12 protein-coding genes are annotated in these 12,937 nt (G+C 70.5%); 1 reads left to right on the forward strand and 11 read right to left on the reverse strand.

All coding sequences use genetic code 11. The features are described 5' to 3' along the window. Positions 1-4: 4 nt before the first annotated feature. From ACIBUY_RS40690 to ACIBUY_RS40725, 8 genes are all read right to left on the reverse strand, one after another. Complete coding sequence (locus tag ACIBUY_RS40690) at positions 5-613, reverse strand: DJ-1/PfpI family protein (protein WP_399155373.1); 609 nt, start codon at positions 611-613, stop codon at positions 5-7. Then, positions 606-2,261, reverse strand: a complete 1,656-nt coding sequence (locus tag ACIBUY_RS40695) for a thiamine pyrophosphate-binding protein (RefSeq protein ID WP_365576263.1) — start codon at positions 2,259-2,261, stop codon at positions 606-608. Before ACIBUY_RS40695 ends, ACIBUY_RS40690 begins: the two co-directional genes overlap by 8 nt. A gap of 38 nt (positions 2,262-2,299) precedes the next feature. Further along, entirely contained in the window at positions 2,300-3,136 is an 837-nt protein-coding gene (locus ACIBUY_RS40700) for a type 1 glutamine amidotransferase domain-containing protein (protein WP_365576265.1), read from the reverse strand. A gap of 95 nt (positions 3,137-3,231) precedes the next feature. After that, on the reverse strand, positions 3,232-3,936 hold the full coding sequence (locus ACIBUY_RS40705) for an EthD domain-containing protein (RefSeq protein ID WP_399155374.1): 705 nt from the start codon (positions 3,934-3,936) through the stop codon (positions 3,232-3,234). Between the two features lie 109 nt (positions 3,937-4,045). After that, complete coding sequence (locus ACIBUY_RS40710; protein WP_399155375.1) at positions 4,046-5,548, reverse strand: maltokinase; 1,503 nt, start codon at positions 5,546-5,548, stop codon at positions 4,046-4,048. Next, positions 5,545-6,792, reverse strand: a complete 1,248-nt coding sequence (locus ACIBUY_RS40715; protein WP_365576271.1) for a transposase — start codon at positions 6,790-6,792, stop codon at positions 5,545-5,547. The genes ACIBUY_RS40710 and ACIBUY_RS40715 overlap by 4 nt, the downstream gene beginning before the upstream one ends. 173 nt (positions 6,793-6,965) lie before the next feature. After that, on the reverse strand, positions 6,966-7,667 hold the full coding sequence (locus tag ACIBUY_RS40720) for an SDR family oxidoreductase (RefSeq protein ID WP_365576273.1): 702 nt from the start codon (positions 7,665-7,667) through the stop codon (positions 6,966-6,968). 33 nt (positions 7,668-7,700) lie between these two features. Continuing rightward, positions 7,701-9,041 (reverse strand): NDP-sugar synthase, encoded by a 1,341-nt coding sequence (locus ACIBUY_RS40725; protein WP_365576275.1) that lies wholly within the window; start codon positions 9,039-9,041, stop codon positions 7,701-7,703. Between the two features lie 435 nt (positions 9,042-9,476). On the opposite strand from ACIBUY_RS40725, the gene ACIBUY_RS40730 reads away from it, so the two are divergent. Beyond that, positions 9,477-10,322, forward strand: coding sequence for a helix-turn-helix transcriptional regulator (locus tag ACIBUY_RS40730; protein WP_365576277.1), 846 nt, complete (start codon positions 9,477-9,479; stop codon positions 10,320-10,322). Between the two features lie 53 nt (positions 10,323-10,375). Here ACIBUY_RS40730 and ACIBUY_RS40735 read toward each other — a convergent pair whose 3' ends face one another. From ACIBUY_RS40735 to ACIBUY_RS40745, 3 genes are all read right to left on the reverse strand, one after another. Further along, positions 10,376-11,236, reverse strand: coding sequence for a transketolase (locus ACIBUY_RS40735; RefSeq protein ID WP_365576279.1), 861 nt, complete (start codon positions 11,234-11,236; stop codon positions 10,376-10,378). Positions 11,237-11,344: 108 nt separating this feature from the next. Next, on the reverse strand, positions 11,345-11,932 hold the full coding sequence (locus tag ACIBUY_RS40740) for a TetR family transcriptional regulator (RefSeq protein ID WP_399155376.1): 588 nt from the start codon (positions 11,930-11,932) through the stop codon (positions 11,345-11,347). Between the two features lie 181 nt (positions 11,933-12,113). Continuing rightward, complete coding sequence (locus ACIBUY_RS40745) at positions 12,114-12,869, reverse strand: SDR family NAD(P)-dependent oxidoreductase (RefSeq protein WP_399155391.1); 756 nt, start codon at positions 12,867-12,869, stop codon at positions 12,114-12,116. Positions 12,870-12,937: the final 68 nt, after the last annotated feature.

Below are 12,937 nucleotides of genomic sequence, written 5' to 3' on the forward strand. Positions count from 1 at the left end.
GCTGTCACACCCCTCGCAGTACGAGTTCGTCGATGATGGTCCTGGCGAAGAGATGGCAGTGGTCGCCGGTGCGGGCGGTCACCAGGTCGCCGTCGACGACGACGTCCTGGTCGACGTAGTTGGCGCCCATGTTGCGCACGTCGCCGAGCAGGTTGTTGTGGCAGACCACCTTGCGTCCGCGCACCACGTACGGGATCGACGAGGCCAGCCACATGCCGTGGCAGATGATCCCCTTGAGCACGCCCGAGCGGGCAAAAGCGCGGCGCAACAGGTCGGTGGCGGGGGCGAGTTGCTCGATGTCCTCGGTGTAGCGCAGCCGGTCGGCGACCATGCCGGACGGCACGATCAGCGCGCTGTACTCGCGCAGCCGCCGGTCGCTCAGGTCCTCCAGGCTGCGGGTCACGGTCAGCGGGGCCCGGTGCTCGTGGCCGGTGAAGGTGATCGACTTGTTGCCCCACATCCGGGTGACGAAGTCGACCCGGGCGCCCTCTTCGGCGAACCGGCGCTGGTAGTAGGCGATTTCGGGCTCGTAGAAGTCGCTCTCCGTCAGGATCGCGATCCTGCGCCCGCTGAGCGCCCCGTCACGGGACGGCACGTCGGCCGGATCAGACACGGTCTCCCCCTTCGGTGGTCCGCAGGTCGATGAGGAACGGCTTGTCGTCCGCGAGCATCCGCTTGACCGCGTCGCCCACCTGGCCGTGCTCCTCGACCCGCAGGGCCTCGACCCCGAATCCGCCGGCGATCTGCGCGAAGCCCAGCTCGGGGTGGGAGAGGTCGAACGGCGTCGGGTACGCGTGCGGGGCCACGTCCCGCTCCCGCCAGTACTGCTCGATGTTGTTGTCGAGCAGCTTGTAGCTCTGGTTGTTGCAGACGACGAACTTGGCGCCGATGCCGTGCCGTACGGCGGTGTAGAGCGCCTGGAAGGTGTACATGGAGCCGCCGTCGCCGGTGAAGCCGATCACGGTCCGCTCCGGGTGGGCCAGCTTGATGCCCAGCGCGCCGGGGATGCCGACGCCGAGCGATCCGCCGCGCGTGGCGAACCAGTGGCCCGGCCGACGGCCCGGCAGATGCGCGTTGAGGGCGCCCGACGCGGTCAGCGCCTCGTCGAAGACCATCACGTCGTCGGGGACCTGGCCCGCCAGTTCGCGCAGGAAGGCGTGGAGCAGCGATCCGTCGTCGGCCGGCGCGGTGGGCTGCTCGGCGCGGCGGGCCTCGAGCCGTTCGTACGCCGCCACCTGGTCGAGCTCGGACAGCATCCGGTCGAGCTGACCCGAGAGCGCACGGAGCGTCTCCTTGGGGTCGGCGACCAGGCCGAGCGTGACCGGGTGGTTCTTGGCTATCTCGTAGTCGTCGAGGTCGATGTGGACGATCCGGGCGTCCGGGCGGAACGGGTCACCGGTGTCGGGGAAGACCTCGGGGAAGGTGTACGTGCCGACGACGAGGACCACGTCGGCGTCCCGCACGGCGGCCGTGCTGACGGCGCCGAACATGTGGCCGAGGTCCCCGCGGTAGAGCGGGTGCGTGACGTCCAGGTTGACCTCGGAGTAGTTGACGCCGTAGACGTCGGCGCCCAACTGCTCGGCCACCCGCACCAGTTCGTCCTGGGCGCCGGATGCCGAGACGCCGTCGCCCACCAGGACGACCGGCCTCTCGGCGCCGGTGAGCAGCCGGGCCGCCTGCGCCACCAGCCCGTCGGCCGGGACGGTGCGGGTGCTGGGGGCCGAAGTCGGCACGATCTGCTCGGAGTTGAGCGCGTCGAGCACATCGAGGGGAAGCGCCACGAAGACCGGGCCCATCGGCGGCGTCATCGCGATCTTCATCGCCCGGCGCAGCACCCGCAGCACCGAGCGCGGGTCGGTGACCCGTGTCGCGTACTTGGTCACGGGCTTCGCCATGGCGACCAGGTCGGCGGCCATCTGGGCGTCCATGGACTCGTACTGGACGCCCGACTCCCCCGCGATCGTCAGGATCGGCGAGTGGCCGCGCTTGGCCTGGTACAGCATGCCGATGGCGTTGCCGAGGCCGACCCCGCTGTGCAGCTGCAGGAGCGCGGGCCGGCCCGTGGCCCGGGCGTAGCCGTCCGCGATGCCGACCGCGACGGTCTCCTGCAGGGTCAGGATGTACTGGAGGTCGTCATAGTCCTCCAGCGCGTCCAGGAATCCCTGCTCGACCGTCCCTGGATTGCCGAACATGAACGGAATTCCGTCGGCGATGAACTGCTCGATGATCGCCGCATTTCCCTGCCTGGCCCCTCGCCCCATGTCTGCCTTCTCTCGATTTCCCCATCGGTGCCGAGCAATTACCAGCCGAAGCGGCGCAGGCCGTCCTCGAGCACCTCGACGAGCTTTTCTCCGGTCAGATAGGAATCCGGCGTCGAACGCCCGGTGATGAACGGGTAGTCGACGAGCACGGAGGTCTCTTTGCCGAAGTTGCCGATGTAGCGGCCCTCGGGTCCCGTGGCGTCGCGCAGGATGTACTCCAGCGGGTACGGCGGCGGGCCGATCACGAAGTCGGTGCCGAGGAACCCGGTCCCGTCCTTGTAGTCGTACTCCTTGCAGTGGCCCGTGACGTGCTTGCCCCAGATGATCGACTTGCGGTCCTCCCAGTCGCGGGCGAAGGCCAGCGGCGCGACGCCGTAGCACTCGGCCGCGATCGGCTTGTCGGCGCGCAGGAAGGCCAGGATGATCTGGTGCACCCGCTCGTTGTTGGCGAGGTCCACGACCGGGCCCGAACCGCCGACGATGAGCAGCGCGTCGTACTCCTCGAGCTCCTGCGCCACGACCTCGACCGCCCGGTGGTAGGCCTCGAGGCCGCGCAGGTAGTCGTCGTCCGCCGTGTAGGGGCGCTCCGGGATCCAGCGGGAGATGTCGATCGGGTCGTCCAGGCGGGTGGAGGCATCGACCTCCTGGGTGAGCTTGGCGACCTCCTCCGAGGTGACCGAGCGGCCGAGCGGCGGGTCGATGTACTCGGGGTCCATCGACGGCGGCAGCGCGTGCGCGCGCCTTCCGGTCGGGGTGGCGAACTCCACCTCGTAGCCCCGCTGGTCGAAGTGGTGCAGGGGCCCGACGAGCTCCTCGCCCCAGTAGCCGTACTCCGACAGGATCACGAGGATCTTCTTGGCGTTCTTCCTGGGCACGCCGACTCCTTCGGTCTTCGGTTCGGGATGGGTGGCCGGGCGCCGCGACGGAAGGGGGCGGCGCCTCAGCCACCGGATCAGGGGGATCAGCGGGATCAGCGGGCCTGGGGGCCGATGATCCAGTTCTCCTTGGCCGCGACGGAGAAGACGTACTTCTGGTCGACGATCTCGTCGCGTGCGGCCTTCACCTGCTCGGTGAAGTAGGGCGAACGCAGCGCTTCCTCAAGGGCGTTCACGTCGTCGAACCAGAGCTGCTCGACGCTGTCGAAGGCCGCTTCGCCGAAGACGTAGGCGCCGTCGACGGTGTGGGCGTGCAGATAGCGCCGCAGCCCCGGGATGCCCTTGACGACCGTGGCGTACGCGTCGAGGGACTGCTTGCGGTAGTCGTCGAGGGCGAGGCCCGGGCGCCGCTTCTGCAGCACGGTGAGCTTGACCCACTCCTGCCCCTTGGCCAGGGGCGGCCCCGCGACGATCTCGTGCGCGGTGGTGTCGACGACGAGGGTCTGCCAGAACGCGGCCCAGTTGGGCTCGTCGAGCCGGGCGCCCTGCAGGAACTCCTCGGTCTGCAGCGAGGCCAGCTGCTCCTCGCCGTTGGCCAGGAAGATCTCCGCGATGCCCTGGTGCGGCAGCGCCGGCTCACCGAGGTTGCCCTCGATGTCCACCACCGTGTCGACCATGTACTTGCGGATCTGCGGAATCTTTGATGCGTACTGCACCGCGTGGACATTTACCCAGTAGTCCTGGAATTCCTGTGCGGTCATGCCCGGCTTGGGCGCCGCCAGAATGAACTGGTGGATCATCAAATTCTCCTTTGGACGGGCTCGTTCATCATGTCCAGCGGTCATCGAGAAGGCCAAAGAAGGAAAATCGACTTTCTGAACTGTCAACTCCCCCGAATAAAGGGAGCAGTCAGCCGATGAACCGGCTGCCGTGGGCGAGCCTGCGCACCGCGGCGAGCGGAATGGGCAGCCACTCGGGCCGGTTGCGGGCCTCGTAGAGCGCCTCGTACACGGCCTTGTCCGCCTCGAACGCCCGCAGCAGTACGGGGCTCGTGCGCGGGTCCTGGCCGCCTGCCGCGGTGTAGCCGCCGCAGAACGCGCGCCTGCTGTGGACGGCCCAGGCCGAGGCCCGGCGCGCCATGCGGGTGGCGTGGACGTCGCGCGCGCTCTGCTCCCCCGGCGCGGCGCCGAGGATGTCGCCGAGGGCGTGGTGCGCCGCGTAGTCGAAGGACCGCAGCATGGCGGCGACGTCGCGGACCGCCGGCTGCAGTCGGCGCCGCTCCTCGAAGGGGTGCCCCGGCTCGCCCTCGAAGTCGATCAGGACCCAGCCGTCCGGGGCCCGCAGCGCCTGGCCGAGATGGAGGTCGCCGTGGATGCGCTGGATCGGCAACGGGTCGCCGCGCCGCACCACTTCGCGCAGATCCTGGTACGCCGTCTGCAGCCCGCGCGCGTACGGCGTGAGGTCGGGCACCTCGACGAGCGCGTCCTCGAGGCGGGCCGCCAGGGCGTCGGTCAGCTCCACGGCCTCCGGCAGGCTCAGCGGGCGGGCCGCCAACTGCCCTGCCAGCGCCCGGTGCACCTGCGCCGTGGCCCGCCCCAGGGCGAACGCCTCGTCCGTGAAGCCGCCCAGCGGCGCAACGGCCGCGCAGGCGCCGCGGATACAGGACTCCGCCTCGGCGGTGGCGATGCTCCAGCCGTCGCCGCGCGCGGGCACGAACTCCTGGAGGATGCACAGCGTGGCCGGTTCCGCGCCCTGCCATCCGGCGGTCTGCGCCCAGGCCAGCGGCGCCGCGCTCGGCACGTCGCCGGCCCGCTCCAGTGCGGCCAGCATCTCCAGCTCGGTGTTGGCGCCCGGCAGGATGCGGCGCAGCACCTTGAGCATCATCCGGTCGCCGAAGGCCACCGAGGTGTTGGACTGCTCGCCGGTCAGCGGCCTGGCCCGCAGCCCGGCCGGGATCACCGCGCCGGGGACGTGGTGGTATTCGAGCGCCCCGCACGGCTCGGCCGCGACGAAGCGATCGAGGAGCGCGGACAGCAGATCGGGGTCGAAGCTCGCCTCGTAGAGCGTCAGGCGGCGTCCGTCCGGCGTGCGGGCGGTGCCGATGACGGCGTCGTCGGGCACACCGGCACCGGCCGGTCCTGGCACGGCGCCGACGAGCAGCTGGTAGCAGGCGCCGTCGTCGGTACGGAACACGGTCTGCAGCAGCGCGGGCCGGCCGGGCACGACGACCTCGGCGAGCAGGGGCGTCACCTCCGACAGCCGATGGCCCTTGCCTGCGTACCAGCGTCTGCGGGGCAGCCAGTCCGGCAGCAGCCGGCACAGCTCGTCGACCGTCGCGTCCAGGTCGCCGGCGCTCAGCGCGTCGGTCCTGCGGGTGCGGGGCGTCGTGGTGGACGGTGCGGTCCCGGTCATGCGGCGCTCACCTTCGTCTCGTGCGAGGGGGCGAGCGTGACCCGGGCGGCGGGTGCGGTCGGGTCCTGCGCGCGCGACGGCGAGAGCAGGGTCGCGGCGTGCGCGAGGGACACCATCGTCATGTGGTGGTGCCAGCCGCGGTAGGAGCGGCCCTCGAAGTCACGGATGCCGAGTCCGTCGCTCACCTCCGCCAGGTCGCGCTCCACGCGCCGCGAGAGCATGGCCGTGCGGTACACGGTGCCGAGTTGCGACTGCGCGAGGTTGGAGAGCCAGAACTCGCTCGGGGAGCGCCTGCCGGGGTCCGCCCAGGCGGCCAGCAGGACGAGGTCGAGGCGTTCGGGCTGCCCGAGGACGGTGGACCCCTTGCGCAGTGCGACGCGGGCGGCGCCCACCGACGTGGCGCGCATGGTCTGTTCCGTGTGGTCGAACCACTCCACCGGCATGCGCTGCTTGTGCAGCGCGGAGAGCAGCCCCGCCGAGCCGACCCAGCCACCGGCCCGGTCGGCGGCGGTGCCCGGCGCGGCCTTCGGTCCCGGCGGCACGGGCGTGATGGTGGACGGGTCGACCCTTACGACGAACGGGATCTGACGAGCCGTCAGCTCGGTGCAGACCGGCTGCGGCGGCGTCTCCCGCAGATCCATCACCACCGGCCGGCCGCGCAGCCCCCACTCCTGTGCCATCTTGCTCACCGAGTCGACGGCGCACTGCTCGGGCGGGCACGATCCGACGCCGGTGGGGATGGAGGCGCGGCGGCGCATGTCCTCCTGGTCCGTCCAGCACTCGGGCAGCGCCAGCTGCCAGTCCACGGGACAGCTTCCGCGGTCCCCGGCGAGCCAGACGCTCATCGCCTGCTGGCAGTTGACGATCCGTCCGATCTGCGAGACCCACTGCCGCTCCACGCCGACGGAGTGCTGGCCCACCTTCGGGATCACGAGGGGCTGCACCACCCAGGCGCGGGGCTGCGCGCGCTCGATGAGCAGCCGCGCCAGGTCGCCGCGGACCGGATCGACGTTCCACGGCGACTTGCTGATGAATTGGTAAAGACTCTGCTCGGCCCCGCTGCCCGCGCCATTGGCGAGAGCGCGCATGGTCTTCTTCCCGCGAACGGCGAGCAGCCCGCGCACATAGACCTCGCCCCAGCGCCGCTGGTCGCTTCGCGGAATGGAGCGCAACGCGGTGAGAACCTGGGCGAATTCGTCCGGTGAAATGTCGTCGGGAAGCGTCTGCCGGTCTTCTGCGGACACTGTTCTCCCCTTCCATCAATACGTCGGCCGCGGCGAATGAGCGGCCACGGGCGAAAAGCGCGGTGGTGGACACGGAGCCGGTGAAGGGCGCGACGGCACGGTCACCGGCCCCGTGTCACCCGCCTGCCGGTGACGGGGGAATCCCGGCAGGTCCGGTGGCGCTCAGGCGCCCGTCAGTGGACCGGCCCCTGGTACGCGGGGACGCGGTCGGGGATCAGCCGGTCGAACAGCGGACCCCAGTCGGTGGGCTCGTCGCCCGGTTCGTTGTAGAGCTCGAAGGTCGTCCCGCTCGCGGACGGCAGGCGCAGGGACTGCACGCACGCCTCCGCGACGGACTTCCTCGACACCCAGCCGTTGCCGCGGTCGTGCTGCTCGAGACGCACCCGGGCGCCCGCGGCGTCGCCGTCCGTCAGCCAGCTGGGACGTACGACGGTGTACGGCAGTCCCGAGGCGCGTACCTCGTCCTCGCCGCGCAGCCGCCAGTCGAGCAGCCGCCCGTAGGCGTTCATGGGGTGCTCGCGCCGCGTCACGTAGATCTGGCTGACCAGGACGACGTGCGGGCGCCGGCCGCCGTCGGCGGCCGCGGCGAGCACGTTGCGCACCCCGTCGTAGACCGTGCACTCGGGGCTGTGCGGACCGGAGTCCGCGGTGCCCGGCTCGACGGCGAACACGATGCCGGAGCAGTCGCGCAGCGCGGGCCCCAGCGAGTCCGCGTACCGCACGTCGGCACGGCACGTCTCCACTCCGAGCGGCAGGCCCGCGGACTGCGGGTCGCGGCTGATCACTCGTACGTGATGGCCTTCCTCGATCAGCCGGCGGGTGATGATCACGCCTGTCCGGCCGGCGCCTCCGATGACTGCGATGGGGCTGTGCATGGTGCCCTCCAGGGATGCCGGGGATGAGCGCCGTCACACCCAGCGCAGGATGTCGTCGGCGCGCCTGAGCTCGGTCTGTGCGGGTACGCCGGCCAGCGCCGGAACCCGCAGTCGGGGGTACACGGTGACCCCGCAGAATCGTGATCCCGGCCAGAGCACGGCTCCGTCGCCGATCGCCGAGAACTGTTCGAGCCGCAGTGGCCGTACGCGCTCCGAGAGCACCTGGGCCATGGGGCCTATGTAGGTGTCGGTGATGTCGGCCCAGCTGCCGACCACCGCCGACTCGCCCACCGCCGAGCGGGCGAGGGTGGCGCCCTCACGGATCTCGGCTCCGTCGCCGACGTCCGTGTGTGCCAGGCGCACCCCGGGTCCGATCTCGACGTCGCGGCCGATCCGCACGCCCGGGCCGATCGAGACCGAGCCGTCGTCGATCTTCTGGGCCAGCGTGGTGCCGGCGACGTCGTCCTTCGTCTGCAGGCTGGTCTCGTGGATCCAGCAGCGCGGATCCGTCCGGTCGGGGGCTGCCATCAGCTGGTTCATCTGCTCGTACGCGCCGTCGAGCACGAGCTGCACCGTCTGCAGGTAGTCGGGCACGTTGCCCATGTCGCCCAGCCGCCCGATGGTGTGCGTGGCCACCGGTACGCCGCGTTCGACGAGGTGGGGCAGGAGGTTGCCGCCCCAGTCCAGACGCTGGTGGGACTGGCGGAAGAGCTCCGGCTCGCGGGCGAGCATCCGCAGGCGGGCACAGTCCACCAGGTACATCCCGGCGTTGGTCGCGAGCGTGGCGGCCGGATCGACGGCCGTCCGCGGGAAGAGGGAACCCAGCTCCGCGATCCCGGGCTTCTCCACGAAGCCCTGGACCAGGCCGCGTTCATCGGTCCGCATGACGCCGTACTTGCCGGCGATCTCCGCTGCGGTACGGGCCACGGACGCGACCGTGACCACCGCGCCCTCGGCGCTGTGGGTCGCCTCCATCGCCGCCAGGTCGAAGTCGAAGAGCGAGTCGACGGGCAGCACGAGCGCCCGGCCCTGCAGGTCCCACTGTTCGAGGTTGTGCAGGGTGGCACCGGCCGAACCCACGTTGTACCGGTCGAACCGGGAGCGCGAGTAGGTGATGTCGACGCCGTAGCGCTCGCCGTGGCCCAGCAGGAGCTTGATCTGGTTGCGGTTCTCCAGGCCGTGGGTCACCACGTAGAACCGGCGCATCCCCTGCGCCCGGCAGGCGTCCATCATCCACTCGACCAGGCGTCGCCCGACGAACGGGATGAGCGCCTTGCTCCGGATGTAGTCCGAGGATTTGAGAGTGATCGGTTTGGCCCGCTCGCCCCTGCCGCCGGCCAGAATGATGCCAACTGTTTCCTCGTCACGGTTCACGCCCACTGCCCCCCGCGAATGTGAATGATGCGTGTTGGTTTCCCTTTTCCGGGTGCGCCAGGACGCCGCTAGTGCGGAGCGGCAGTCCAGTTCTCGTCGTCCTCTGATTGCGCAAGGGGCGCGGGCACCCTGCACGGAAATAAGACCGAAACCGTATGCCTTTGCATTTCCATCCTTTCTGCTCGACGGAAATGGCACCGAGCCCTTCCGCCTCAAACAGCATGGCTGGGAAAAGGCTGGAATCCACGGACAGGTAGGGTCGTGATCGCGCATTGCGGGAACCAGCAAGGGGAAAAAGTGTGCAGAGATCCGGACATAGGACCACAAACGAACGTCGTCCCTCTGTGCGAGCGCGGGCTGGATTGCTATCGCCACGCACTGGCGGAGGGCCTCGCGTCCGACGAAGTCCCGGACTGCCTGGCCGAGTTGGGCCTGATGCGACGACAGGCCGAAACCGGCAACCGCTGGGTCGCGGTGCCGCCGGACATCGCCGCCCACGACCTCACCCGCCCGCTGGAGCGCGCCATCCTGGCCCAACAGCACACGGTGGCGGGCATTTACGACGCGCTGTCCGCAGCCGAGGACGTGTACCGCACCGAGCAGCGCGCCTCGGCCGCGTCGGTGCGCCTGCTGCACGGCGCTGACGTCATCTACGCGGCGCTCGAAAGGGCCTCCGACGCCTGCCGCGAGGAACTCCTGACGGCGCATCCGGGCGGGGCCCGCGACCCCGACGCCCTGGGCAAGACACTGCCGCGCACCCTGCGCCTCAACCAGCGCGGGGTGCGCCAACGCACGCTCTACCAGCACTCGGTGCGCGCGCACGGCCCGACGCTCGCCTACATCGAGCGCGTGACGAGCGCCGGCGCCCAGGTGCGCACGCTGGACGAGGTCGTCGACCGGCTCATCGTCTACGACCGGTCCATCGCCTTCATCCCCGACCCCCGCTACGACCAGCAGACGACCGCGCTGGCCGTCGAACACCCGGCACTCATCCACTACCTCGTCAAGGTCTTCGACCACGCCTGGCAGCGCGCCGAGCCGGTCACCCTCGACCAGGGCCACCGGCTCCCGCTGCTGACGGACGAGACCCGCAGGGCCGTGCTGAAGCTCATGGTCGAGGGCCACACGGACGCGGGGATAGGCAAGCGCCTCGGCATCAGCAGCAGGACCGTGTCGCACCACATCAAGAAGGCCTCGGACCTGGTCGGCGGCCGCAGCCGCGCCCATCTCGCCTATCTGCTGGCCCGGTCCGAGCTCCTGGAGCCGCCGGGCGCCGACTGACCCGGCAGCCGGGCCCGTCCGGAGCGGCCAAGTCCGGCCGCTCCGGCGCACGTTCATCGCCGTAGCCCTTTGACGGTCGAGACCACCCGATGGGCGTCGGCGGCGAGATCGCCGCTCGGCGTCACCGCCAGCACGTCGCAGCCGGGCATCAGCCGGCTCAGCCGCCGACGGACCCCGTCCGGCTCCCGATTGCCCCCGAGCACCACGAACCGGTCGTGGTGACGGGCCAGTTCACCCGCCGCCGCCGACAGATGGCTGTCGTCGACGTACACCAGGTGCGCGTGCGCGGGCCCCGCGGCACGCTCCCGGGCCGCCAGCGCGAGCCGGGTGCCGTCCTCACCGACCGAGACCAGGCAGACCCCCGCGTCGGGGTGTTCCCCGAAGTCCCGGGACAGGTCCCAGACGACCGAGGGGATGTCCCCGTCGTCGGCCCCGGCCCAGTCCGCCGTCACATCGGCGGGCGCCCCCGCACCGATGCGGATGTGGTGCGGCCGCCCCGAGCGTGCCGCGGCGCGCACCACCGCCCTGATCTCCTGTACGCCGCTGGGCGCCGCGATCCGCACGCGCGGGGTGCGCAGCAGCTCCGCGGGATCGACCTGGGAGTCCGGCACCACGACCGACGCCCCCGACTGCAGGTGGGCGAGGGCGAGACGGGGCAGCCGCTCCGCCCCGATGCCCGTCCCCAGTCCGCACACGAACACCCTGAACCCCGCGGTGACGAGCCCTTCGACCATGTTCACCATGGCGGTCTCGACGCTCCCCAACTGGAAGAACCGGTCCGGGTGAGCCGTCTCGAAAGGGTGTCGGGCACCGCCAGGCAGAGCCTCCACACACACCACTCGGCCGTCCTCCGCGCCGATCTTTGCCAGTTCCTCGCGGTAGACGTCCTCCGCGAGGATCGCTGGAGCTCCCATGGCGAAAACCCCTTTCAGGGAAGGTGAATAAATAGAACGCTCTCTTTGTTTTTTCGGCAAAGAACTGCTCCGCACACCCACACGGACACCGGAGCCGTTCCCTGGAAGTCAGACACCCTCGGTGACGATGCCGCGCCGCACGAACGGCAACAGCCGCGCCAGGGAGCCCCCCGCATCGAGCCCCTCCGCCATGGGGGAGCCGCGGTACACCTCGACCGCAGTCAGGAGATGCACCACCAGGCTCGCTGCCTCGAGGGGCCCGGCGTCCTGGTGCAACTCCCCCGCCTCGTCCGCCTCCCGCAACAGCCGGCGAAGCGTCGGCAGCCAGGCCTCGCGCCAGCCCGGCACCGCCTCCGGCCGCTCGCGCTCCAGCAGTGCCGCCGCTCTCACCACCGCGCTCTCGTCAAGCAGACCGGCGACGCACTGCAGCAGGGAGATCGCCGCGGCCAGCGGAGAGGCCTGGTCCGTCACCGCGCCCGCGGTCCGCGCGCGAGTGAGGGCCGAGGCCTGCTCCACCACACCCTCGGCGAGAGCGCGCTTGCTGGAGAAGTGGAAGGTCAAGGCACCCATGGAGACCTGTGCCGCCGTGCTGATGGCGGACAGGGTGGAGCCGTCGTAGCCATTCGCGTCCATGTCGTCGGCGGCAGCCACGATCAACGCCTCGCGCGTGCGCGCCGCTCGACTCTGAGTCACCACGCGTCCACACCTCCAAGGCTCCTGCCCGCCATCCGACCCCTACCTGAAGGACGATAGACGGGTTCGCGAGCAAAAGCAAAGCGATCGTTCTATTTATTTTGGCGCCCGCTCAGCAGGTGTGCCCCATCCCCCACACGGCGCGCGTGGCGGGGGACGGGGCACGACTGGAGCGGACTTCAGGTCACTTGGTGGTCACACCGCCGTCGACGGGGACGGCGGCTCCCGTGACGAACGACGACAGGTCACTGCACAGCCAGGCCGCGGCGCGGGCCACCTCCACCGGGTCGGCCAGGCGCTTTTGCACCGCCGCGTCCATGAAGACCTGTTCCAGGTGCGGTGACGCGTCGAGGACCCCCTGCAGCATCTCGGTACGAGTGGCGCCCACGACCAGGGCGTTCACCCGGATCCCCTGGTCCCCGTAGTCCAGCGCGGCCCCCTTGGTCATACCGATCACGGCGTGCTTGGCCGCCACGTAGGCGGTCGAGGCGCCGGTGGCCACCATGCCGGCCGTGCTGGAGGTGTTGACGACCGAACCACCGCGGCCTCCGGCGAGCATGGCCGGGACCTGGTGTTTGAGACAGTTCCACACCCCCCGCACGTTGACGTCCATGGTTCGGTCGTACGTCTCGTCGTCCATCTCGTGGACCGGCAGCCCCGCGGTCGCGTACCCGGCGTTGTTGAAGGCGGCCTGCAGTCCGCCGAAGGTGTCGACCGTGCGCGCGACCGCATCGGCCACGTCCTGTTGCCGTGTCACGTCCCCGCAGACGGCCAGCGCCCGGCCGCCTTCCGCGGTGATCTCCTTGACGAGCCCGTCCAACTGCTCGGCCCGGCGGGCCATGATGCTCACCGCGGCGCCTTCCCGCGCGAAGAGCACGGCCGCGGCGGCGCCTATCCCACTGGACGCTCCGGTGATCATTACGGTCTTGCCCTGCAGCATGTCGCCCATTTCGTACCCCGTCCCCGCCCGCGGCGGTCTTGTCGTGGATGATGCGTACAAGTCGCTGA

Source organism: Streptomyces sp. NPDC050085, from assembly GCF_044460595.1.
GTDB lineage: Bacteria > Actinomycetota > Actinomycetes > Streptomycetales > Streptomycetaceae > Streptomyces.

Excerpts from the sequence above, each read along its gene's own strand:
- ACIBUY_RS40695 (WP_365576263.1), bottom strand. The coding sequence starts at position 2,261 with ATGGGGCGAGGGGCCAGGCAGGGAAATGCGGCGATCATCGAGCAGTTC.
- ACIBUY_RS40705 (WP_399155374.1), bottom strand. The coding sequence starts at position 3,936 with ATGATCCACCAGTTCATTCTGGCGGCGCCCAAGCCGGGCATGACCGCA.
- ACIBUY_RS40710 (WP_399155375.1), bottom strand. The coding sequence starts at position 5,548 with ATGACCGGGACCGCACCGTCCACCACGACGCCCCGCACCCGCAGGACC.
- ACIBUY_RS40720 (WP_365576273.1), bottom strand. The coding sequence starts at position 7,667 with ATGCACAGCCCCATCGCAGTCATCGGAGGCGCCGGCCGGACAGGCGTG.
- ACIBUY_RS40730 (WP_365576277.1), top strand. The coding sequence starts at position 9,477 with ATGCGACGACAGGCCGAAACCGGCAACCGCTGGGTCGCGGTGCCGCCG.
- ACIBUY_RS40735 (WP_365576279.1), bottom strand. The coding sequence starts at position 11,236 with ATGGGAGCTCCAGCGATCCTCGCGGAGGACGTCTACCGCGAGGAACTG.
- ACIBUY_RS40745 (WP_399155391.1), bottom strand. The coding sequence starts at position 12,869 with ATGCTGCAGGGCAAGACCGTAATGATCACCGGAGCGTCCAGTGGGATA.